The sequence below is a fragment of the Aeromonas sp. ANP5 genome (assembly GCF_963870295.1).
Lineage (GTDB): Bacteria > Pseudomonadota > Gammaproteobacteria > Enterobacterales > Aeromonadaceae > Aeromonas > Aeromonas veronii.
Genome location: NZ_CAWMRY010000014.1, coordinates 80,094 through 103,968, shown reverse-complemented (window position 1 = coordinate 103,968; position 23,875 = coordinate 80,094). Strand labels below are relative to the sequence as shown.

20 protein-coding genes and 1 pseudogene are annotated in these 23,875 nt (G+C 59.0%); 13 read left to right on the top strand and 8 right to left on the bottom strand.

Features of this window, described 5'->3' with window-relative positions:
- Positions 1-88: 88 nt before the first annotated feature.
- On the bottom strand, positions 89-775 hold the full coding sequence (locus AACT07_RS10260) for a DUF2987 domain-containing protein (RefSeq protein WP_069527592.1): 687 nt from the start codon (positions 773-775) through the stop codon (positions 89-91).
- A gap of 16 nt (positions 776-791) precedes the next feature.
- Positions 792-1,529: a hypothetical protein gene (locus AACT07_RS10255; protein ID WP_005351939.1), complete on the bottom strand. Its 738-nt coding sequence runs from the start codon at positions 1,527-1,529 to the stop codon at positions 792-794.
- A gap of 201 nt (positions 1,530-1,730) precedes the next feature.
- On the opposite strand from AACT07_RS10255, the gene potA reads away from it, so the two are divergent.
- The 13 genes and pseudogenes from potA (at position 1,731) to AACT07_RS10190 (ending at position 14,870) form a co-directional block, all read left to right on the top strand.
- Positions 1,731-2,834, top strand: a complete 1,104-nt coding sequence (potA, locus tag AACT07_RS10250; RefSeq protein ID WP_069527590.1) for a spermidine/putrescine ABC transporter ATP-binding protein PotA — start codon at positions 1,731-1,733, stop codon at positions 2,832-2,834.
- On the top strand, positions 2,821-3,708 hold the full coding sequence (gene potB / locus AACT07_RS10245; protein WP_052200020.1) for a spermidine/putrescine ABC transporter permease PotB: 888 nt from the start codon (positions 2,821-2,823) through the stop codon (positions 3,706-3,708). The genes potA and potB overlap by 14 nt, the downstream gene beginning before the upstream one ends.
- The gene (gene potC / locus AACT07_RS10240) at positions 3,705-4,475 is read left to right on the top strand and encodes a spermidine/putrescine ABC transporter permease PotC (RefSeq protein ID WP_005336644.1); all 771 of its coding nucleotides are present in this window, start codon (positions 3,705-3,707) and stop codon (positions 4,473-4,475) included. Before potB ends, potC begins: the two co-directional genes overlap by 4 nt.
- 81 nt (positions 4,476-4,556) lie before the next feature.
- A complete protein-coding gene (locus AACT07_RS10235) occupies positions 4,557-5,624 on the top strand; it encodes an extracellular solute-binding protein (protein WP_083249957.1) in 1,068 nt (355 codons plus the stop codon).
- 496 nt (positions 5,625-6,120) lie between these two features.
- Positions 6,121-7,458, top strand: a complete 1,338-nt coding sequence (locus tag AACT07_RS10230; RefSeq protein ID WP_069527589.1) for a Vps62-related protein — start codon at positions 6,121-6,123, stop codon at positions 7,456-7,458.
- 436 nt (positions 7,459-7,894) lie between these two features.
- A complete protein-coding gene (locus tag AACT07_RS10225) occupies positions 7,895-8,230 on the top strand; it encodes a hypothetical protein (RefSeq protein ID WP_083249955.1) in 336 nt (111 codons plus the stop codon).
- Positions 8,231-8,554: 324 nt separating this feature from the next.
- Positions 8,555-8,734, top strand: a pseudogene (locus tag AACT07_RS10220) (glutathione binding-like protein); the annotation flags it as partial.
- A gap of 233 nt (positions 8,735-8,967) precedes the next feature.
- Complete coding sequence (gene rbsD, locus AACT07_RS10215; RefSeq protein ID WP_069527587.1) at positions 8,968-9,387, top strand: D-ribose pyranase; 420 nt, start codon at positions 8,968-8,970, stop codon at positions 9,385-9,387.
- Positions 9,388-9,423: 36 nt separating this feature from the next.
- Complete coding sequence (rbsA, locus tag AACT07_RS10210; RefSeq protein ID WP_069527585.1) at positions 9,424-10,953, top strand: ribose ABC transporter ATP-binding protein RbsA; 1,530 nt, start codon at positions 9,424-9,426, stop codon at positions 10,951-10,953.
- Positions 10,950-11,918 carry a ribose ABC transporter permease gene (gene rbsC, locus AACT07_RS10205; RefSeq protein ID WP_005336670.1) on the top strand — a complete coding sequence of 323 codons (969 nt, stop codon included), beginning with the start codon at positions 10,950-10,952 and terminating at the stop codon, positions 11,916-11,918. Before rbsA ends, rbsC begins: the two co-directional genes overlap by 4 nt.
- A gap of 30 nt (positions 11,919-11,948) precedes the next feature.
- Positions 11,949-12,824 (top strand): ribose ABC transporter substrate-binding protein RbsB, encoded by an 876-nt coding sequence (rbsB, locus tag AACT07_RS10200; protein WP_005336672.1) that lies wholly within the window; start codon positions 11,949-11,951, stop codon positions 12,822-12,824.
- A 109-nt stretch (positions 12,825-12,933) separates the two neighbouring features.
- Positions 12,934-13,866, top strand: coding sequence for a ribokinase (gene rbsK / locus AACT07_RS10195; protein WP_069527584.1), 933 nt, complete (start codon positions 12,934-12,936; stop codon positions 13,864-13,866).
- Positions 13,866-14,870 (top strand): substrate-binding domain-containing protein, encoded by a 1,005-nt coding sequence (locus AACT07_RS10190; protein WP_069527582.1) that lies wholly within the window; start codon positions 13,866-13,868, stop codon positions 14,868-14,870. Before rbsK ends, AACT07_RS10190 begins: the two co-directional genes overlap by 1 nt.
- 86 nt (positions 14,871-14,956) lie before the next feature.
- Here AACT07_RS10190 and AACT07_RS10185 read toward each other — a convergent pair whose 3' ends face one another.
- The 6 genes from AACT07_RS10185 to AACT07_RS10160 form a co-directional block, all read right to left on the bottom strand.
- A complete protein-coding gene (locus tag AACT07_RS10185; protein ID WP_069527580.1) occupies positions 14,957-16,606 on the bottom strand; it encodes a GGDEF domain-containing protein in 1,650 nt (549 codons plus the stop codon).
- A complete protein-coding gene (locus AACT07_RS10180; protein WP_069527601.1) occupies positions 16,606-17,082 on the bottom strand; it encodes a hypothetical protein in 477 nt (158 codons plus the stop codon). The genes AACT07_RS10185 and AACT07_RS10180 overlap by 1 nt, the downstream gene beginning before the upstream one ends.
- Before the next feature lie 91 nt (positions 17,083-17,173).
- Positions 17,174-17,947: a Sir2 family NAD+-dependent deacetylase gene (cobB, locus tag AACT07_RS10175; RefSeq protein ID WP_069527578.1), complete on the bottom strand. Its 774-nt coding sequence runs from the start codon at positions 17,945-17,947 to the stop codon at positions 17,174-17,176.
- Positions 17,948-18,007: 60 nt separating this feature from the next.
- A complete protein-coding gene (locus AACT07_RS10170; protein ID WP_069527576.1) occupies positions 18,008-18,649 on the bottom strand; it encodes a GNAT family N-acetyltransferase in 642 nt (213 codons plus the stop codon).
- A 3-nt stretch (positions 18,650-18,652) separates the two neighbouring features.
- The gene (locus tag AACT07_RS10165) at positions 18,653-19,897 is read right to left on the bottom strand and encodes a response regulator (protein ID WP_069527574.1); all 1,245 of its coding nucleotides are present in this window, start codon (positions 19,895-19,897) and stop codon (positions 18,653-18,655) included.
- Complete coding sequence (locus tag AACT07_RS10160) at positions 19,884-23,873, bottom strand: response regulator (RefSeq protein ID WP_069527572.1); 3,990 nt, start codon at positions 23,871-23,873, stop codon at positions 19,884-19,886. Before AACT07_RS10160 ends, AACT07_RS10165 begins: the two co-directional genes overlap by 14 nt.
- Between the last annotated feature and the right edge of the window lie 2 nt (positions 23,874-23,875).

Here is a 23,875-nt window from a genome sequence, read left to right as displayed (position 1 = left end):
CGGGACACACGCAATAAAAAAGGAGCGATCATCGCTCCTTTTTTGCTTTCTTGATCTGCCTGTTACCAACGTGACAGCACCACCAGCATCAGCCCTTGTGCAGCCAGGGGGTCAGTCGCAACACGTCACCCTGCAAGCGCAGTTGCCCGGCAGCGAACGCGGCCAGTTGCTCATTGCTCAGCTGCAGGTGGCCTTCCTCCCAGGACAGCGCCTCCTGACGGGCGCCATCAATCAGATAAGCCGTGCCGCTCTGCTGCACCAGGGTAATGCGTACCCCTTCCATCTTCGGCAGGAAGTGCTTGCCGACCATGCCCGCCATCTTGTCGAGCAGCGACTGCATCTGCTGCTGACGGGCCGCCAGCTCAGCCAGCGGCAGCTCGGGTCCTTTCGGCGCATCGGCCATCACCTGTACCGTCATATCGCATGTGACGTGCTCCTCTTTCAGGCCAACGGTCACGATCCCCTTGTCGAGGTTGAGATCCTCATCAAAAGGCAGGCGTAGTTCGCTATCGACCGTTACCTCGCCCGCGACCTCCTTGCTGTCGGTTGCAGCCCGGGCAAAGGTGAGGCCACAACGCTGACCATTTTGCGGATCGGTCAGATAAAACCCCAGTCTGGCGTGACCAAACTCCCCTTTGGCAAAGGTCTTCATCTGGCTGTAAAAGGTGCTGTATTGCAGATCCAGCACCGGCTCAGCCAGCGCCAGCCCTGGCAGCAAGAGCGTGGCCAGCAGGCTCAGGCGCAAGGCTTGGGTCACTCCATATCGACGGGTCATTCAACGTCCTTTTGCATCATGCATTGAAATGGTTGGGGCCTTCTGTCACCTCGTTAACCTCTACCCCCACCCCGCAGAGATCCCGATAGAGGATCCCCTTGCAGTTGAAATAGAGCGGTGCCACCCAGATAAGCCCCAACCCCATGGGGATCAGAGCCAGGAAGAAGAGCGCGGTCATCACGCCATGGAACAGCACAATGCTGGGCCAGCCGCGCGCAAAGAGCTTGAGAGAGACCAGAATGGCCTGGGGTGGCGTCAGGCCGCGCTCCAGCACCAGCGGCACGGTAAAGAGCAGCCCCATGCCGATCAGGGCCGAGGGAATGAAAGAGAGTACGGCGGGCAATCCCAGCAGATCGAATAGCGGGCCAAACAGGCTGGTGAGCAGACTGCCAAGCAGGCTCAACATGCCGAGGCGCACAAAGTGGCGGAAGAAGTCGAACACCTGGTTGGCCCGGGCACGCACCCCGACCGACTGCTGCAACCCCAGCATATCGAGGGAGCTGGTCATGGGGGCCATTACCACCGTCATCAGCAGGCTCAGCACCATGGCCACATTCATCTGGCTGTCATCCCCCAGATAGGGCAACAACAGCACATTGCTAAGCAGGATCCAGATCGCCGTCACCCCGACAATCGCCAGCAGCAGGCCAAATCCGGTACGGCGGGTCTGTTGCCATCCCTCCTGGATGACCCCTTTCAGATCAAGGCGGTAGCCCTGGTTCAGAGACTGCTCAAGGGAGCCGCCAATACGCATTTTATTACTCAATTGACTATCCAATATCGAAAACGACCAAATCAGGTGGCACATTATAGCGATTTGGTCTGCTATTCGTAGCCGTTTTTCCTGCGCACTTGCGGCTAATTCGGGCCAAAAAGCCTTTAATTTCATGTGTCGGCTGCATAGAATGCGGCCCTCTTTCAACACGATGGCCACTGGCTGGGGTGAGACTGGCGGATGATGAACAATCCACAGGTAATTGTCGCGCTGAACAAGATCAGCAAAAAATACGATGGCAAGGTGATCCTGAGTGACCTTGACCTTGAAATCTACGACGGTGAATTTCTTACCCTGCTGGGCCCCTCCGGCTGTGGCAAGACCACCCTGCTGCGCCTGCTGGCCGGGCTCGAATCGGTCGACGGTGGCACCATCCATCTGGCCGGTGACGAGATCACCCATATCCCCGCCGAACACAGGCACATCAACACCGTGTTCCAGAGCTATGCGCTCTTCCCTCATATGACGGTGTTTGAAAACGTCGCCTTTGGCCTCGAGATGCAGAAAGTACCGGCCAGCGAGATCCGCCAGCGGGTCGAGGAGACCCTCGCTATGGTGCAGCTCACCGAGCTGGCCAATCGCCGCCCGGATCAGCTCTCCGGCGGCCAGCAGCAACGGGTCGCCATCGCCCGCGCCGTGGTCAACAAGCCCCGCCTGCTGCTGCTCGACGAATCCCTCTCGGCGCTCGACTACAAGCTGCGCAAGCAGATGCAGAGCGAGCTCAAGGCGCTGCAGCGTCGCCTTGGCATCACCTTTGTCTTCGTTACCCATGATCAGGAAGAGGCGCTCACCATGTCGGATCGCATCCTGGTGATGGAGGGGGGCCAAATCATCCAGCGTGGCACTCCGCGCGATATCTACGAATCGCCAGCCAATCTGTTCGTGGCCCGCTTTATCGGCGAGATCAACGTGATGGATGGCAAACTGATCAGCCAGCGCGAACCCGGTATCTGGCAGGCCGAGGTAGAGGGGCGCGAATGCCTGCTCCATACCACCTTGCCATTCCAGCCAGACGACAAGGTGCTGGTGCTGCTGCGCCCGGAAGATCTGCGCATTCTCGATCAGGATGACGATCAGAGCGGCGCGCTGCGTGGCAATATCCGCGAGCGCAACTATAAGGGGGCGACGCTGGATTCGGTGATCGAGCTCGAAAGCGGCAAACAACTGCTTATCTCCGAGTTCTTCGACGAGGATGACCCCGATTTTGACTACCGTCTGGGTCAGGAGGTGGCGATCCACTGGGTCGACAGCTGGGAGGTGGTGCTGCCCTATGAGCCTCACTAATCTGCGGGTAGCGCACAGCTTTGCCCACAACGGCTTTCGCAACACGGCCATCGCGCTGATCCTCGGCTGGCTGACGCTGTTTGTCTTCCTGCCCAACCTGATGATCATCGGCGTCAGCTTCCTGACCCGTGACGAGTCCGAGCTTATCGCGCCGCTCTTTACCCTGAGCAACTATGGCCGCTTGCTGGACCCGCTCTATTTTGAGGTGCTGCTTCACTCCCTCTGGCTGGCGCTGCTCGCCACCGCCATCTGCTTGCTGGTGGGCTACCCCTTTGCCTGGCTGCTGGCTCATCTGCCAGCGCGTATCCGCCCGCTGCTGCTGTTTCTGGTGGTGGTGCCGTTCTGGACCAACTCCCTGATCCGCACCTATGCGCTCAAGGTGCTGCTCGGCACCCGGGGGCTGATCAATGGGTGGCTGCTGGATCTGGGGCTCATCGAGCGACCGCTGCAGATGATGTATACCGAGGTGGCCGTCATCATCGGGCTGGTCTATGTGCTGCTCCCCTTTATGGTGCTGCCGCTCTACTCCAGCATCGAGAAGCTGGATGGCCGTTTGCTGGAGGCGGCGCGAGATCTGGGCGCCAACGGCTGGCAGCGACTGGTGCGGATTATTTTGCCCCTCACCCTGCCCGGCATCATCGCCGGTTGTCTGCTGGTGTTCCTGCCCGCCATGGGGATGTTCTACGTCTCCGACTTGCTGGGGGGCGCCAAGCACCTGCTGATCGGCAACCTGATCAAGACCCAGTTCCTCAACAGCCGTGACTGGCCCTTTGGCGCCGCCATCAGCGTGATGCTGACGGTGCTGATGGCGCTCTTGGTCTACTGCTACTGGCGGGCGGGCAAGCTGCTCAGCAAGAAGGGGGAGCTGGCATGATGCGCGCACTGAAAGCTCTGTTCCTGCTGCTGGTGTTTGGCTATCTCTATGTGCCCATCGGGGTGCTGATCGCCAACTCTTTCAACCTGTCGAAATATGGTATCGACTGGCGCGGCTTTACCCTGGGCTGGTATGAGAAGCTGTTTGCCAGCGCCAGCCTGATGCAGGCGGCCCAGCACTCCCTGACCATCGCCGCCCTCACCGCCACCGCGGCCACCCTGATCGGCACCCTCACCGCCGTAGCGCTGTTTCGCTACCGCTTTCGCGGCAAACAGTACGTGAGCGGCATGCTGTTTGTGGTGATGATGTCCCCCGATATCGTGATGGCCATTTCGCTCCTGACCCTGTTTGTGGTGACCGGCATTGCGCTGGGCTTCTGGTCGCTGCTGATCGCCCATATCACCTTCTGCCTGCCGTTTGTGGTGATCACCGTCTACTCGCGGCTGTGCGGCTTCGATGTGCGGATGCTGGAGGCGGCGCGGGATCTGGGGGCTGGCGAGTGGATCATCCTGCGCCGCATCATACTGCCGCTGGCCCTGCCGGCGGTGATGGCAGGCTGGCTGCTCTCCTTTACCCTGTCGCTGGACGACGTGGTGGTGAGCTCCTTTGTTACCGGCCCGGCCTACGAGATCCTGCCGCTCAAGATCTACTCCATGGTCAAGGTGGGGGTCTCCCCCGAGGTCAACGCCCTGGCCACCCTGATGCTGGTCGCCTCCCTCGGGATGGTGCTGCTGGCGCAACTGTTACTGCGTAAACGGCAGGGGTGACCCTGCCCGTTTCGTCCCCGCCACCTTTGGCGAACTCTGTCACGGTGGGCCGCAAGGCCCCATAACCCCAAGGAGTTGTTAATGACAATCCAACACAAGGCCGGCGCCCTGCTGGCAGCCGCCCTCACCCTCACCACCCCGCTGCTGAGCCAGAGCGCTCACGCGGCCGATGACAAGGTGGTCTACTTCTACAACTGGTCGGAATATGTGCCGGACGGTCTGCTGGAGCAGTTCCAGCAAGAGACCGGCATCAAGGTGATCTACTCCACCTACGAATCCAACGAGACCCTCTACGCCAAGCTGAAAACCCATGGCGACGGCTATGACGTGGTGGTGCCCAGCACCTACTTCATCTCGAAAATGGCCAAAGAGGGGATGCTGCAGCCACTGGATCGCGCCCAGCTGCCCAACTTCAAGCACCTCGACCCCACTCTGCTCAACCACGAGTACGACCCGGACAACCGCTACTCCATTCCCTATATCTGGGGCGCAACCGGGATCGGCACCAACACCGACATCATCGAGCAGCCGGTCACCAGCTGGAAACAGCTCTGGGCGCCAGAGTGGAAAGAGAGCCTGCTGCTGATGGACGATGCCCGCGAGGTGTTCCATATCGCGCTGGTGCAGCTGGGCTACAGCCCCAACACCCAGGACAAGGCGCAAATTGCCGAAGCGTTCGAATACCTGAAAAAGCTGATGCCCAACGTCAAGGCGTTCAACTCCGACAACCCGGCCGACCCCTTTATCGCCGGTGAGGTCAATATCGGCATGCTGTGGAACGGCTCGGCTTATGGCGCCCAGCGCGAATACCGCTCCATCCAGATGACCTACCCCGAAGAAGGGGCGGTACTCTGGATGGACAACCTCGCCATCCCGGCCAAGGCCAAGCATGTGAAGGAAGCCCACGCCCTGATCAACTTCCTGATGCGCCCCGATGTGGCCGCCAAGGTGGCCGAGGCAATTGGCTACCCCACCCCGGTCAAGGATGCCATTCCCCTGCTCACCCCGGCGTTTCGCAACAACACCATGGTCTTCCCGAGCGACGAAATCAAACGCAAGGGCGAATTCCAGTCCGATGTGGGTGATGCCTCCCGCCTCTACGAGCAGTACTTCCTGCAGCTGAAAGCCATGGTGGCCAAGGCCGGTTAAGTCGACAGTTAATCCGCCCTGACGGGATTAATGGATTAAGGGGGCCATTGCCCCCTTTTACATCTTGGTGCGCATACTCTCACCATCCAAGAAGCAGACTTTAACTACACGGATCTGTGATCCACCTTCACCTGACCCCATCCCCGAGCACAACTAAGGTCCAACGAACTTAAAGAGTTTCCTATCCCGACCTGTCAGAACTGTCAGAACTGTCAGAACTGTCAGAACTGTCAGGTATGACCATATATATCAGGACTTACACTCTGACAGCTGTGTTTAAAGACCTAGTGAACGATATGCGCCCATACAAATTGCACATATCGGCCATTGATGACGCAGCATCAGGTAGACGTGGTGATACGCAGTTTCTCACTACCAGAGATAGAAGCAGTTTGGCTTGCTCCTGTTGTTCGCTGACATTGATACCTGTACTCAATCTCATATGAGTCGACCAATTCAGATCTCGAGCACACTATCCAACAAAAGGACTTTGAATATGGAAACAAACATCATTGCTGAAACAACGTTCAATACTGAAGCCATTTCCAAAACTGATACGATGGTTGCTCGTGTAATGCAGTTCGGCGATCTAGAGCTGGCCTTTACCACCGAGTATGAATATCGCTGGAATGATCGCGGCAGTGGTGCTGACCATGACATCGGATTTTATCACCCGATCCCGCCAGCAGGTTTTTATGCACTGGGTAGCATCGGAGTGAACAATTACGATAATCCCAACGGAAAGTTCGCGTCATTGTGCGTGAAAAACGTGTCCAAACCGAATCAAAAGCCCGCCTTGGCACAGCCGATTAGGTTTGACTTAATTTGGACAGATCGTGGCAGCGGTGCCAAAGCTGATGGCTCGTGCTGGCGGCCAGTTCCGCCTGCAGGCTATGTCGCACTGGGCGATATCTTTGTCACTGGATACAACGCCCCTACAGGGCTTCAAGTAATGTGTGTGGCCGAAGAGCTCGTTTGCGATGGAAAAATTGGCAATTTGATCTGGGATGACACCGGCTCGGGGGCAGACCGTGATTTTGGCGTCTGGCAAATCGACGCTAGTAAGTCTTTTCTGGATACGCCAGATGGAATTTTTGCTGTCAACAGTTTCGTTGGTCGCGACAGTCACCAAAAGCCTGACAGCGCTTCCGTCGCTTATAATCTCCGACTGCCATTGCCAACCGAAGTAGTAACCCACTCCATCGATAAACCCATACTCACGGGTCGAACCAAGCCGCCAACACACACCAATCCCAAAGTTGATCGAATCGTCACCGTGCCATTTACAGCTGTACGTGATGACACAAAAAACGTGGAATGGCGAGTGAGGAACTCTCCGTTCTACACAGTTGAACGCAGCGTCGACTACTCATTGGTACTGTTTATCGACAACACGACGCAAACCGAGCAATCCGCATCAACATCCATCACAACAGGTGTGTCAAAAGAAAGCAGCCAGACGTTCTCCATCAATACGGGTATTACCGTCGGTTATGAAAGCGGTATAGATGCAGGTGGTTTCAGTACGAAAGCAAGTGTTTCCCTCAGCATCGAGCTGGGATACTCAACAACACAATCTGTGACCCAGTTTCGCTCGGAGACCGACGAGGCAACCCTTATCGCAGCGCCAAACCACGCAGCAGCGCTGTGGATTGAGTCGAACAGTTTGCAAGTACGGCGTGCGGATCGCTCTCCGGTTGGAGCACCATTGTCTTTCGAAACGATCGATACTGGTTATGTGATCTCCGAATATCCGGCTGATCTCAGAGGTACTGAGAATCGCTCCACAGTGATGCTGCGACGCAATCGCAGTCGCCTTCCGACCCTAGAATAATTTCGAACAATCATCATATGATGACCCCTAGATTGTGACGGTGTAAAACAGTGGCGGCAGTTTGACCTGTCGCCACACTCTATTGCAGCTACGATCTAGGTCATAACTGCTCCGCCAAAAAGAAGAAAGATCAACAAGCCATTTATCTGGTCTATACCATTTTAATGACTGCTGCCTAACAATGACCGCGACTTAGCTTCACTGTTCATAAATCCAGTTTCATTGTAAAAAAATCTCATGTGAATAAATCTAGACAGTTGAGACAAACTTGTAATACCATGTCACTGTTTAGCTGCATAATGACACTGAACATTATTATATCAACCTCTCCCATATAAATTACAATGAGGCTTATGATACTTTTTTGTTAATTCAGCAAAGAATCACAGCCCCCAAAATGCAATGAATTTATAACCTAAGACTAAAAGGGAAATTTATGGAGTCAATTCAGTATAGTGATTTGGAGAATGGGAAATTAAAACAACTAATATCCCAGAGAAAGTCTTTTGAGGTTAGAGGTTTAAGTGGAAGAATGGATAGTGCAGTTACCTACGTTGAGAGAGAGATAGAGTCTTCCGGGCTGAGTTGCCGTATTTATTTATATGGTCGAGTTGCGGCTGCTGGAGCCTCTGTTTTTGGGGGAGTTACCGGTCTTTTGGGTATTGCATCAGCGGTTGGTATGGTTGCTCATAACTTGGCTACGTATGATCCTGATTATGAAATCGCCAAACATAAAATTGATAATAAATTAACGGTTACCTTCAAGAGATAAGTACTATTAAAAATTTAGTGGTCGGCATTTTTACTATGAATTTGTTTTAGGTATATGTTTTTATTTAAATAAAACATATAAATCATGCCTTTCGATCGATGATTGTCAAAGTGTCGACCCTATTTCCATACGATAATCACATGCATTGTTGCATACATACAACCCCCATGGATTTAAATTGCCATATTTATTTCCATACCAAGTCAAGATGTTATATGTGATAAAGCCATCCTCTTATAAAAATAAAATATCGCTTATTACGACACTACCAATTAAAATCAAAAAAATAACAAAATCGAGCTATCGATAGACGCACAGCGATAGCACTATCTGGCAGGCCCCTGGGTGCTCGGCGAGCAGTTCAGCGTGGCGGATATCTATCTGTTCGTGGTCGCGGGCTGGCTGAAAAGCGATGGGGTCGAGATCGGTGAATTCCCCAAGGTTGCCGACCATTATCAGCGCATGCTGAGCCGTCCGGCGGTCGCCAAGGCACTGGACAACTAACCATAAAATCAATAGCTCGATAAATAACAAGGGTGTCAGGGCTCTGCTGACACCCTTCCTATCTCCTCACCTGCACTTCTTCTCCCGCCTTTGAGATCGTTTTCACATTTCCGTGGTATTGCCGTGGCCCTTCCTTAGTAAAAAGCCTATCTTTGCGCCATGACGCAACCGGTTGCGTAACCGGTTGCCTAGCGGTTCACAGATTGACGGGCCAAGGCCTGATGAGGTGCTGTATGAAACGAGGCGTACTGCTCAATGCTCCCCTGAGTGCTCTGGTGGCACAGATGGGCCACACCGACGAGATCACCGTCTGCGATGCAGGCTTGCCCATTCCGGCAGGTCCGGAGCGGATCGATCTGGCGCTGATGGCGGGGACGCCCAGCCTTGCAACCGTACTGACTGCCCTGCTTACCGATCTGGTGGTGGAGAAAGCGATCATGGCAAGCGAGATCAAGCAGATCAGCCCCGCCGCCCATCAGGCGCTGGTCGATCAGCTTGAAGCCCACGCAGCCGCCCAGGGCAAGCCCATCGCCATCGAATACTGCCTGCACGAGGAGTTCAAAACCCGCTCCCGCCAGAGCAAGGCGATCGTGCGCAGCGGCGAGGTGACCCCCTACGCCAACCTGATCCTCTGCGCCGGTGTGGCGTTCTGACATTCTTCAAAGAAGGCCTCTTCAAGGAAGCTGCAAATGAGCACAACCTCCCCCCTCTCACCCATTCTGGAGCTGACCGGGATCGTCAAGACCTTCCCCGGTGTGCGCGCCCTCGATGAAGCGGGTCTGCGGGTCTATCCGGGCCAGGTGATGGCCTTGCTCGGTGAAAATGGCGCCGGCAAATCCACCCTGATGAAGGTGCTGACCGGCATCTATCAGGCCGATGCGGGCAGCGTCAGCTACCGCGGTCAGTCGGTCCACTTCAAGGGCCCCCGCGACTCTCAGGATCAGGGGATCAGCATCATCCACCAGGAGCTGAACCTGCTGCCGGAGTTGTCGATTGCCGCCAACATCTTCCTCGGTCGCGAACCCCGTACCCGTTTTGGCAACATCGACCACAAACAGCTGCGCGAACGGGCAAGCGGCCTGCTGGCACGACTTGGGGTCAAACACGGGCCGGATACCCGACTCGGGGATCTCTCCATCGGCGAACAGCAGATGGTGGAGATCGCCAAGGCGCTGTCGTTTGATGCCAGCGTCATCATCATGGACGAGCCGACCGATGCGTTGACCGATACCGAGACCGAGCAGCTGTTCAAGGTTATCCGCGAGCTGCGTGAGCAAGGTTGCGGCATCGTCTATATCTCCCACCGCCTCAAGGAGATCTTCGAGATCTGCGATCGGGTCACCGTGCTGCGCGATGGCAAGTGGATCGGCGAGAAGGCGGTGAGCGATCTGGACGAAGACAAGATCATCGAGATGATGGTGGGTCGCCGGCTGGAAGAGCAGTACCCGCGCCTTGAGCGCGAGCTCGGCCCCGTCAGCCTGCAGGTGAAAGATCTGGCCGGTCCCGGCGTGCGCGGGGTGAGCTTCTCCCTGCGTCAGGGGGAAATTCTGGGCTTCAGCGGCCTGATGGGCTCCGGCCGTACCGAGCTGATGAAGCTTATCTATGGCGCCAGCCCCATCAGCGCCGGTGAAGTGCAAGTTGACGGTCATGCTCTGGTACCCAAAAGCCCGGCCGACGGGCTGGCCGCCGGCATCGCCTATATCTCCGAGGATCGCAAGGGCGATGGGCTGGTGCTGGAGCTGTCGGTGCGCGAAAACATGAGTCTGTGCGCCCTCGACGAGTTCATCAGCAACGGCAAGATTGACGGCAAGGCCGAGCGGCAGGCGGTGAGCGACTATGTGCGCCTGTTCAACATCAAGACCCCGAGTCAGGATCAGCTGATCAAGCTGCTTTCCGGCGGCAACCAGCAGAAGGTGGCCATCGCCAAGGGGCTGCTGACCCGGCCCAAGGTACTGATCCTCGACGAGCCGACCCGCGGCGTCGACGTGGGGGCGAAAAAGGAAATTTATCAGCTGATCAACCAGTTCAAGAAGGAGGGTATGAGCATCATTCTGGTCTCCTCCGAAATGCCGGAAGTGCTCGGCATGAGTGATCGCATCATGGTGATGCACGAAGGGCGCATCAGCGCAGAGTTCAACACCCGCGATGCCAATCAGGAGAAGCTGATGGCGGCGGCAGTCGGTAAACAGTGGCAAGCAGAGCAAGAGGCATCCCAATGACAACCCAAACCCTTTCCCGCCGTGGCGTTATGAGCAAGGCGTGGTGGATCGAGAACAAATCCCTGGTCGCGCTGCTGGTCCTGATTGGTGTGGTCTCCTTTCTGAGCCCCAACTTCTTCACCGCCGACAACCTGCTCAACATCCTGCGCCAGACCTCGGTCAACGCCATCATGGCGGTCGGTATGACGCTGGTTATCCTTACCGCCGGTATCGATTTGTCGGTCGGCTCGGTACTGGCCCTGTGCGGCGCGCTGGCCGCGACCATGGTCGCCATGGAGCTGCCGATCTGGCTGGTGGTGCCCCTCACTCTGGGTGCCGGTGCCCTGCTGGGCGGCGTCAGCGGCCTCATCATTGCCAAGGGCAAGGTACAGGCATTTATCGCCACCCTGGTCACCATGACCGCTCTGCGCGGCATCACCATGGTCTATACCGAGGGTCGCCCCATCTCCACCGGTTTCAGTGACGGCGCCGATCACTTCGCCTGGCTCGGTACCGGTTACCTGTTCGGTCTGCCGGTGCCCATCTGGCTGATGGCCATCGTCTTCCTGCTCGCCTGGTTCATGCTCAACCATACCCGTCTCGGTCGCTACATCTACGCGCTGGGCGGCAACGAGTCTGCCACCCGTCTCTCCGGTATCAATGTGGATCGGGTGAAGCTGGCGGTGTATGGTCTGTGCGGCGCGCTCTCGGCACTGGCAGGGCTTATCGTTACCTCTCGCCTCTCCTCTGCCCAGCCGACAGCGGGCATGGGTTACGAGCTGGATGCCATCGCCGCCGTGGTGCTGGGTGGTACCAGCCTGATGGGAGGCAAGGGCCGCATCATGGGGACCCTGATCGGTGCCTTGATCATCGGCTTCCTGAATAACGCCCTCAACCTGCTCGACGTATCCTCCTATTACCAGATGATCGCCAAGGCCAGCGTGATCTTGCTTGCCGTGATGATCGATAACAAAAGCAATCGTTGATAAGACAAGCCACACACAAGGAATGAAATGATGAAAAAGCTCAATACCCTGCTCGCTGCCGCCATCATGTCCGTGCTGGGCACCGCCCATGCCGCCGATCAAACCCTGGCGATGGTGGTCTCCACCCTCAACAACCCCTTCTTCGTCACCATGAAAGAGGGTGCCGAAGCCAAAGCCAAGGAGCTTGGCTACGAGCTGGTGGTACTGGACTCCCAGAATGACCCGGCCAAAGAGCTCTCCAACATGGAAGATCTCACCGTGCGCAAGGTCGGCGCCATCCTGATCAACCCCACCGACTCCGAAGCAGTCGGCAACGCCATTCGTCTGGCCAACCGCGCCAGCATTCCGGTACTGACCCTGGACCGCGGCGCTGCGCAGGGTGAGGTCAAGGCCCACATTGCCTCCGACAACGTGGCAGGCGGCAAGCTGGCCGGTGACTTTATCACCGAGAAACTGGGTACCGGTGCCAAGGTGATCCAGCTGGAAGGGATTGCCGGTACCTCCGCCGCCCGTGACCGTGGCGAAGGTTTTGCCTTGGCCGTGGCGGCCAACAAGCTGCAGGTGCTGGCTTCCCAGCCTGCCGACTTTGACCGCACCAAGGGTCTGAACGTCATGGAAAACCTGCTGGCTGCCCACCCGACCGTTCAAGCAGTCTTTGCCCAGAACGACGAGATGGCGCTGGGTGCCATCCGCGCCGTGCAGGCTGCCGGTAAAGAGGTGATGATCGTCGGCTTCGACGGCACTGACGATGGCAAAGCCGCCGTAGCCAAGGGTAAACTGGCCGCCACCGTGGCCCAGCAACCTGCGCTGATCGGTGCCATCGGCGTCGAGACTGCCGACAAGGTGCTGAAAGGTCAACCGGTCGAAAAATCCATTCCGGTACCGCTGCAAGTGGTCAGCAAATAAATCACAAGGGGGAGGCTCGCCTCCCCTTTTTCCCCTCAATTACGGTGCCTCCCGGCTTGGTCTCACTCAATCACAGTGTTCAAGCCAAGATGCATCAGGAGTAGTCAACATGAATCGTCTCGTCGTTCTGGGCAGTGTCAATGCAGACCATGTGCTGCGCGTTCCCCACTTTCCTCGCCCGGGTGAAACCCTGACCGGCCACAGCTATCAGGTGGTGCCCGGTGGCAAGGGGGCCAATCAGGCGGTTGCTGCCGCTCGTCTCGGTGCCCCCGTCTCCTTTATCGCCCGCATCGGTGATGACGCCATAGGCCACCAGATGAAGAGCGGCTTTGCCAAAGATGGCATCGACGTCAGCGCCGTCGAGCTCGATCCCAAGCTCCCGACCGGCATCGCCATCATCTATGTGAGTGATGAGGGGGAGAACAGTATCGGTATCTCCGCCGAAGCGAACGGCGCCATCACCCCTGCCGTGGTGAAAAACCACGAAGCGATGATCGCCGACGCCCACACCCTGCTGTTGCAGCTGGAAGTGCCGCTCGAGAGCGTCCACGAAGCTGCACGCCTGGCCCGCGCCCACGGCACCCGGGTGGTGCTCAACCCCGCCCCTGCCCGTCCGCTCTCAAGCGAACTGCTGGTGCTGGTCGACCTTATCACCCCCAACCAGACTGAAGCCGAGCTGTTGACCGGCGTAAAAGTCACCGACGAAGCGAGCGCCCGCGAGGCGGCCGCCCGCTTCCACCAGATGGGCATTGCGGATGTGATGATCACCCTGGGCTCTCAGGGGGTTTACTGCAGCAACGCACAGCAGCAACAGCTGATCCCGGGCTTTCGGGTCAAGGCGGTGGATACCACTGCCGCGGGCGATACCTTCAATGGCGCCCTGCTGGCAGCGGAACTGGCCGGAGCCGATTTCCACAGCGCGGTACGCTTTGCCCATGGGGCGGCGGCGCTCTCCGTCACCCGGTTCGGCGCCCAGAGCTCCATCCCGAGCAAGCAGGAGGTCGACACCTTCCTGCTTGAGCAGACTGCGCAGGGGCACTGATGGCCAATATCAAGGAGGTGGCGGCGAGGGCCCAGGTCTCTACCACCACCGTCTCCCATGTCATCAACGAGACCCGCTTCGTGGCCGAGGAGACCCGCGAGCGGGTCTTCGCCGCCATGCGCGATCTCAACTATGCCCCGAGTCTGGTGGCCCGCAGCCTCAAGGTGAAGGAGACCAACAGTATCGGCATGCTGGTCACCACCTCCAGCAACCCCTTCTTTGCCGAGGTGGTGCGCGGGGTGGAGCGTTACTGCTTCGAGCAGGGCTACAACCTGATGCTGGGCAACACCGAGGGGCAAGCCGAGACGGCGCTCTCCTACCTCAAGATGATGCTGCGCAAGCGGGTCGATGGCCTGCTGATCATGTGTAGCGAAGGACAGCAAGAGGTGTTCAATCAGCTCGACTGGCTCAAGAGCCTGCCGGTGGTGGTGATGGATTGGGGGCTGGTCAGCGAGGATGTGGATCTTATCGCCGACAACTCCTTCCACGGCGGTTATCTCGCAACCCGCCATCTGATTGAGCTGGGCCATACCGCCATCGGCTGCATCACAGGCCCCCACAGCCGTGCCCCCGCCAACCAGCGCCAAGCTGGCTTTGAGCAGGCGTTGCAGGAGGCGGGTCTCACGATCAATCAAGAGTGGATCCAGGAGGGGGACTTTGACTGCGCCAGCGGCCATCAGGCGATGACCCGTCTGCTGGCATTGCCCGAGCGCCCCACCGCCCTCTTTGTCTGCAACGACATGATGGCGATGGGAGCCATCAGTGCCGCCCATCAGGCGGGGCTGGTGATCCCGCGCGACCTATCCATCGTCGGCTACGACAATGTGGCACTGGCAGAATTTATGTCGCCGCCGCTAACCACCGTCAATCAGCCCAAAGAGGAACTGGGTCGCCTCGCCGTCACCCGACTGCTGGCTCGCATCAACGGCGAAGCGGTGGAGAATCACCTGATCACCGTCGACCCTGACCTGGTGATCAGGCAATCCTGCGCCCCTCGTACCTGATTTTCAGGGGCAATAAAAGAACAAGGCGACCCCGAGGTCGCCTTGTTTCATTTTGTCTCTTGCCGGTGCAATACCGCTTTTTGCCCTCAGGCCAGCGACCGGGTCTCCCTGGCTGCCAGCACTTGCAGTGGCACCAGCCCCAATCGTCTGGACAGAGGCTGCAACAACTCGCCATCATCATCACCCTGCGGCAGCCAGTAGCGGACAGGCCAGCCGGCGACCAACTGCGCCGCGGTGGTACTGCCAATCTCTCTAAGCGCCAGAGTGCAACCCTGCTGGCGCAATCCCGCCAGCAAGACACCATCCGGCTGTAGCGTCGGTACCAGCAACACTAGCGGCGTGCGGGACCCGCCCGGCAGATAGGCCAGTAGATGAGTCAGCTGGGCCTGATTGTCAAGCGGGACCAGCAGTGCACGACCATCGGCATACTGCGCCTCGTGCGTTTGCAGCACACGGGCCAACACGGACCCCAGCACGCCGCACTCCTGCAGCCAGCGCATCTGACAGGGCGCCCCCTGCTCACGCCACTCAAGCGCCAATTGCCACATCTCGGTGCCCTGCCCGTCCGTCAGCGCCTGCAATGCCACTCGCAGCGGGGCTAGCTCGCGCCCCGCCAACCACTCTCGCAGCTGATGAAGCTGCTGCTGACTCAACTGCAACTGCTGCAGCATGGCAGGCTCAAACCAGCTGATCGCCCCCTCCTGGCTACGCTTGGCCTGGTTAAGGGCCAAGATGGCCTGATCCAGCAACCGGGCGGCATCCTGTTGCTGCGCCTTGGCGACCCCGAGCCGACAGGCCAGATCGAAGCTGCACTCCCGGGTCACGAACTCGAAATGGAGCAGATCCACCAGCTCATGAATGGCGGTTTCCAGCGCATCATTCGCCTTGGTCAGCACCACGGCAAATTCATCTCCGCCGAGCCGGTAAGCGTGGCTGCCATGGGCCTGCAGCAGCTTGTTGGCCACCATCTGCAACAGCCGATCACCGACCTGATAACCCAGCAGATCATTGACCTGCTTGAAGCGCTTGAGATCGAGCACCACCAAAGCGCTCACCTCGCCAGCATGCAGAGCGCGAGAGAGCTGTTCCTGCAGGGCACGGCGGTTGCCCAGCTGGGTCAGGGGATCGAGCAGAGCAAGCCGGCGGTTCGCCAGATTGGCGCGAATGAGGGCTGCGACCAGAGCACCCCCGGTCAGCAACAGGATCAGTTGCCAGACCTGCAGCCAGAACAGGCTGTTGCGGATCTGGCTGACCGAATGCTCCCGCTCCTGGCCCGAGAGGATCTGATCCCCTATCTGTTCGATGAGACGGGTCTGGCTGGCGATCGCCTCCTGCAAGCGGGCAAGCTCAGCCCCCTCGCGCAGCGCACCGGCCTCCATCTGGGGTTCGAGCTGCTTGATCTGCTCGAACAAGGTGGCCAGCACTTTGCCGAGCCCATGCCGCTGGCGCATCTCGGCGGTTTCACTGCTGATGAGGAAGATGTCGAGCCGGTTCCACAGCAGATCGTAATCGAGGCTCAGGGTCTCCATCGACAGTCTGCCAGCCCGATAGAGCTGCAGGTCGTAGAGAAAACGCTGGGATTCGAGCATCACCTGGCTGATGTTCCAGTGAACATTGCGGTAGAAGGTATCGACCAACTGCTCCTGCCGATGCTGCAGATAGAGGCTGCTGCCCGACGAGAGTAGAAACAGCAGCGACACCGCAACCAACAGCAGTTTGTGGCGGGACAACCCCATCAGTCGACGATCTCGATGCGGGTAACCTGCCACACCATGCAGTTGTGGATAGCTGGCACGTCCAGCTTGGGATAGGTGGTGAACGGGATGAGCAGCCAGAGCGGCCCCTTGTTGCGCCGGGTCAGCGGTTTGCCGTCCTCCTGACGCACCAGGGTCAGCGGCACGCCGTCGAACAGGGCCAGATCCACCACCTGCTGATAACCGTTGAGGGCCGAGACGGCGATCTTGCGGGCATCCGGGATCCCTTGCGCCGCCAGCACGGCTGACAGGGTCGGCCCGCGATAGTGGCGGGCGCCCTGAGTCCAGGGGGTAGTCGTGGTGAATTCGGTCTGTGGCAAGGCGGAGAGGGCCGCCTCATCGAGGGTCACCTGCTGGCCATCTGGCAGTACCAGGGTCATCAGGGGGATGGAGGCCGATGCACTGGCACTGGCTAGCATCAGGAGAAAAAAAGCGATCCATTGCTTTACTGCGGTCATGGTAATTTGCGCCAACTGCGTCCCATTTTTTAAATGGTTGCCAGTGTGGCGATTTCACCGAACCATTGCAACTGTCCCGTCGCACAGTAGCTCAGGGACCGCGCATCTCCATCCAGTTGTGCCCCTCGACTTGCCTCGGTTGATGAATGCCGCACGCCTCCAGCAACTCATCGACATAGGCGGGCACCAGCAGGGAGGCTGGGCCATAGCGCTTTTCGTCAAACTGGCTACCTACCTCGCTCGGTTCGAGATTGAGCTCGATGGTGTGCGCCCCGTTCAATCCCGCTTCATGGACAAACCCGGCGGCCGGATAGACAGCGCCAGAGGTGCCGATGGAGATAAAGAGATCGCACTGGGCAAGCGCGCTGTAGATGCGATCCAGCCCGAGCGGCATTTCGCCAAACCAGACCACATGGGGACGCATCGGCTGAGGGAACTGGCAGCAGGAGCAGAGCTCGTCCTGATGGAGATCACCGCGCCACTCGATCACCTGACTGGACTCGGGGCAGCGGGCCTTGAGCAGCTCGCCGTGCATATGGATAAGGTTCTTGCTGCCCGCGCTCTCATGCAGATTGTCGATGTTCTGAGTGACCAGGGTCACCGAACCGGGCAGCAGTCGCTCGAGGCGGGCCAGCGCATAGTGGGCCGGATTGGGATGAACCTGGGGCTGTTGCAGCTGTTTACGGCGGGAGTTGTAAAAGCGCAGCACCAGTTCGGGATCCCGGGCATACCCCTCGGGGGTCGCCACATCCTCGACCTTGTGCTCTTCCCACAAGCCGTCGCAGGCACGAAAAGTCTTGATGCCGGATTCGGCAGAGATCCCCGCGCCGGTCAGGATCACGATATGTTTATATGACTGCGCCATAAGCTGCTCCGTCTATCCCCGCACAATAAATGTGACCTTAGCACAGGGAAAAAAGTGTCACTATTCGCCCTTGGTCTTAAGCGGCGCCGCTGGCGGTGCGGGTAACCAGGCATCCAGTACCGACAGATCCAGCCTGACAAAGACCATCTCCCGCCCGGTCACCAGGGTCAGCGGCAAGCCAAGGCGCTTGAGCAGGGTCAGCATGGGCCGGTTCTGGGCCAACACTTCCGCCGTCCACTCCCGGATCCCATCCTCCCTGGCCAGCAGTGCCAGCGCCAGCAGAATCCGCCTCCCCGCCCCCTTGTGCTGAAAGTGATCCGCCACGATGCAAGAAAACTCCGCCCGATCGGGATGAAGGCGGCGGCGGATTGATTGCGCCTGAGCCAGCGGCTCACCAGCCAGATCGGTCAGTAGCAGCGAGATCTGTTGTTCGGGATGGTAATTGAGAAATTGGGCTACCTGTTCCGGTGGCGGCGTCCGTTTCGGACGCATAAAGCGCAGATAGATGCTCTCTTCACTCAATGCATCGTAAGCAGCCAGCATGCGGGCAGGCGGCACCCCATGCAGCTCGCGCAGCAAGCACGGCCCCCCGGATACCTCCATAGCCAGTGGCAGCGCAGCTCGGGAAAGCGGATGGGGCCAGCCCTCCAGTCCTTTGCCAAGGCGCTCCCGGTGCATGGGCCAGCAGAGGTAGCGCGGCATGGCTTACCAGCGCCCCGTCATACCGCGCTCTCGCCACACCTCGACGTCGAGCAGGTTGTAAGGATCATCCAGATAGACGGCGATCCCCAGCTCCCGAACCCTGGCCATAAAGCGTCCCAGCAGGGAGTCACCGGTCAAGGACTCCATCTCCGGCAAGATCCCCTGCCCCAGCAGCAAGGCTTGCAGCGGCAAACGCTCCAGCAGATCGAATGGCAGATGTTGGCTGTTATCGAGCAGCAGCGCAAGCTTGCTCCCCGCCAGACTGGCTTGCAGCACCAGCGCGAAGCGATCGGCATTGCCGAGCAGGTGGTCACGACGGTGGATCAGCAGAGTCAGTTCGGCTGGGGTACGCGACTGCTCCGTCAGCCAATCCTTGAGCGCCTCCCAGCGGCTGGGTAAACCCGTTACCGCCAGCCAGACCGGATGAGGGGTCGCGGGACTGGAGAGCAGCCCAAGCTGACCCTGCACCTCCCCCTGCCACCGGCGGATGGAGCGGCGCTGGCCGCTCAAGCGCTGCTGACGCAGCGGGCCCAGATAGAGTCGACGCAGCAACCTGAGCAGCTCGTCGCAATCAAGCGGCTTGGCCAGCGCCGCCAGAATATTGAAACCGGCATCGTGCAGCAGGCGGCGGGCACCGTCGATCAGCGTCTGCTCATGGGCCGAAAGCAGCACAATGGGCAGCCCGGCCTCCTGCAACTGGGGCTGGTTCATCAGCAGACTGATGGCATCTTGCTCCACCAGACTGAGATCGCACACCAGCAGGCTGATGTCGCCCGCCGACAATGCCGCAAGACAGGCCGATTCATCCTGTACCCACTGACAGGAGAGCCCCAACCCGGCGATGGTCTGTTGCAATTGCATCCCCTGAAACGGGTGATCCTCGAGCAGCAGCACCTTGTTAGCGGCCAGCCAGTTGCACCAGTTACGGTAACTGGCGGCAAGCCCCCCCAGCCAATCCTCGCCGATAGCGTAGATCCCCTCATGCTGCTGCAACTGGGGGAAATAGTCCGCCTGCTGATGAGCGGCGGGGTCGTAAAGGGCAATGGCACCTGCCGCAAACAACCCTTCCCACTGCCAGCAGGCATCCGGTCGGGTACGGTGCAGCGTGACATAGGAGGGCAATGTCATGGTGCTGGCCAACTCATGGGCGGTGCTGTCGAGGGCATAGAGCACAATGGGGCAAAATCCTGCCGCCTCATGCTCTTCCGAATCGAGCAACGCCAGTAATTCTTCATCAGTGATGATCATCTTGAGCCCTCTTTGAAAACTGCTGGCTGAACTCATCCAGTGCCCGGTTCAATCTGGCTTGCAGCATCGGATGGGGCGCCTGTTGCCACTCTTCAATGACTGCCACCAACGCAGTCGCCCCTACCATTCTGGCGGCCCCCTTCAACTTGTGTAAAGCAGCATTCACGCCAACTTCATCTTCTTCTGTGCTGCAGCGCTCAAGTTCGGCCAAATCATCACGGGTAGCCTTGAGATAAAGGGCGGCCAGTTCATCGGTCAGCAGCGAGGCAACCGGTGTCGGGGCGACAACATTGCTCCCCTCTTTGGCAATATGGCGCAGCAAGGTCGCAAGCTCCTTGAGGGCGACCGGCTTGTCCAGATGGCCATCGCAACCGCAGGATTGCAGCTCCCTTGCCGCCTGATCACTGAGATCTGCGGTGATCACATAGACCGGCAGACGGGCCCAACGGGCGGATTGGCGCAATTGCCTGCACAGCTCGGCCCCGTTCATCACCGGCATCTGCAGATCGGTCAGCACAAAATCCACCTCCTGCTGCGCCAGCATCTCCAGCGCCAGCTGCCCGTTGGCGGCAGTGATAACGCTGGCACCAAGTTGGCCTAGTTGCAGGCTGATCAGCTCGCGATTGACATCGTGATCTTCAACCAGCAGTACCCGCATGCCAAGCCCTGGCTGGGTGCCGGCCACCGGTTGATCAGGGGTCAACCGTGGTTGCAGCAGGGTGATGATGGTCCCGGGCACCCAGGACTCCCCTTGCCAGGCCCAATAGTAGAGCCCCTTCTCGTCCACCTCCGCTTGCAGCGTATCAACGGCGTTGCTGACGGTGGCGATCCCCAAGCGACTGAGCCAGGGCGACAGCGCTTGCGCCTCATCGTGGGGTAAAGAGAGTGCCAGCTGCCGCACATTGGGCAGCCAGTCCGGCTCCTGCTGCACCCGCTTCAGGGGCAACTCGCAATAGAAGCGGCTACCACCACCGGCACGCCCCTCGACATCGATAAGACCCCCCATCTGCTCGATCAGCTGCTTGCATATCGCCAGACCAAGACCGGTGCCCGGCGCCCGCAGCTGGCCTTCAACGGCAAACTGCTCGAACGGCATAAAGAGCGTGGTGCGCATCTTGGCGGTGATCCCCGGTCCCTGATCATCCACACCAAAGCGCAAGGTCGATGCGACCACCTCGGCCCACAGCACCACTTCCCCACGCAGGCTGAACTTGATGGCATTGGAGAGCAGGTTGTGGAGCACTTGCCGAACCCGGTGAGGGTCGAGGGTCTGCAGGGCTGGCAGAGCCGGATCCAACTTAAGGCGCAGTTGCAATCCCTTGGCCCGCGCCTTGGTCCAGTGCACCGCCGCCACGTGCTCGCACAGCTCGGCAAAATCGGTGGGCTGGGGCGAGAGGGAGAGTTTGCTGTTTTCGTTGCGGCTAAAGTCGAGCACATCGTTGAGCAGGCCGAGCAGCTCATCCCCCGCCTGACGCACCCGCGCCAGCGCAGAGTCTTGCTCTCTCGACAAAGGAGTACTGGCCAGCCACTCCAGCAAGCCGAGCATGGCGTTCATCGGCGTGCGGATCTCGTGGCTGATGGCGGCCAAAAAGCGCCCCTTGGCCAGCACTGCCTGTTGCGCCTGCTCATGGGAGTGCTGCAATGCTTGATCCTGCTCGACCCGGGCAGTGGCATCCTGCATCACCGCATAAATTCGCCAACCCTGCGGTTGACTGCGGCCACGGCCATAGAGCTGCAACCAGCGCAGACCCTTGGTCGGATGGTGATAGCGCATGCTGAACGCGAAGGGTTTGCCAGCCTGCAACATGGCGAACATCTCACGGCTTACCCGACGGCGATCCTCGCGCTCCAGCATAATGAGCACCCGTTTGGGCTCACGACGGATCTGCTGACTCGCCAGCCCCAGCAGCTCGTAACAGCCCCGGCTGATAAACTCGATCCCCCCTACCCGTCCCCGCTCGAACATAAACTGCAGCACCACGCCGGGCACGGTATTGGTCAGGGCGCGCAGGCGGCGCTCTGCCTGACGCAAAAAACGAGCCTGCTCACGCAGCACACTGATATCCGACAGGGCGATGAGATCGGTGGCGGGTGCTTGCTTGTCCAGTCGCAGCGGATGCTGGGCATAGGCGAACACCTGATCCCCCAGCACCAGCTCCCCTTCGCTCTTTTGCGGCTGTACCGGCGGCAGCATCAACTGCTGCGAATAGCGCAGGGCCAGACGTCGTCCCTGTTTGTTGGATTTGATCACCTTCCCCTGGCTGTTGCGCAGATAGACGGGCACCGGCAACGCCTGAAACATGGTTTCCCGCAGCTCGCTCTCGATGGCCAACGCCTTCTCGGCGGCGTGACGCTGGGCCACCTCCCGTGCCAGTTGCTGACGAGACCGCCAGATCCCGCCGATGACGATACCGCTGATCAACAGTGCCATGGCAATGGAGCCAAACCAGGCGGCGTAGCTCACGCCGGGCTGCTGCACGACGAGCAAGCGGCGCCAGCGCTGGTTAAGTTCGTCAATCTGGGTGCTGGTCAGGGCCATCAGGTTGCGATCCATCACCCCGACCAGCTCGGTCTGACTCTTGTTGATGGCAAAGCCAAGACTGAAGCGATCTTCCAGCTCCTCGATATCGAGCCCTTCCAGCAAGTTGGTACGCTGGGGATATTGCAGCTGATATAGCTCGCTCAGCATGGCGTCAGCCTTGCCCTGTTTGATCGCGGCAAGCCCCTGTTCGATGCCGTCGGTACGAACCCACTCCTGATCACCGAGCAGGGCGAGCAAGGAGGGATCGTAGAGGGATTCCGGCACCAGAATACGCTGCCGCTTGAGTTGGGTAATGCGATCGGCAGCCAGCTTGCGCTTGCTGATCAAGGCAAACCGGTTGGTGGAGATCGTCCGGCTGAAAATGAACTGATCCGTCAATGCCGGGGATTCCGGCAAGCCGGCCATCATATCCGCCTCACCACGGCGCAGCTTTTCTACGGCCTCCGCCTTACTGGCGGCAGGCACCAGCTTGTATTTCAGGCCGGTCTCCTGGGTGACCCAGCCCAGCACATCCGCGCTCCACCCTTTCGCCTCCCCCAGATCATTGACGCCGCTATAGGGCATCAACTCGGGATTGACCACCAGGCGAATGGTGCGACCGCGGCCGGATAACCAGGCCTGCTCGGTATCGCTGAAGTGGGGCTGGTTGACGTAGAGCGACCCCTGATCGAGATAACGGGCCAGATCGGTATAGATAGTACCGGCGGGCATATGACGGATCAGGGTGTCCACCAGATTGGCCAACTCAGGCTGATCACGCATCATCAGGCGATAGCTGATGATCCGATCCTCACCAAACAGGCGGCGCAGGCGCAAACCATCGGCAGGAAACTCGCGCATCAGATAGCGCAGTTGCAGATAGTCCCCCAGATAGGCATCACCCTTGCCACTCTGCAGCGCGTCGTAGACCTTCTCTCCGCTTTTTAGGGAAATAATGCGTGCCTGGGGATAGAGCTCGTGCAGCAGGCGGGCAGAGTCTGCCACCGAGTAGACCAGAAAGCGGGCCTGTTTGAGATTTTCTCCCTTGTAGAGGATGGCTGCATCGGTCTCCATCATCGGACGACTTAACCGCATGCCCTCCACGGCCTTCTTGCGGGTTCCGACATAGGGAATGATGTCGCAGTCACCCTCTGCGAGCCCGTTGCGCAATGTCTGCCAATCGGGCAACTCTTTGAGCACCAGCGGAATCGGGAACAGCTCCTGCAACCGGGCGAGACGATCCTTGAGCAGTCCCCCCTCGGCCATCAGGTATGGTGGAGGAAGCGTCGCAGGATAGCAGAGCGAAAGCTGACTCAGTGAATTTACATAAGCCTGGGTCGCCGGCGCCAACGGCAGCACTGTGGTCTGCAAAGGCTTGGCGTGCAATGGCAGTGCCAGTACGGCACCCAGAAGAAAAACGGGGAATTTGGTCATCTGAAAACAAAAGCCAGGCATCT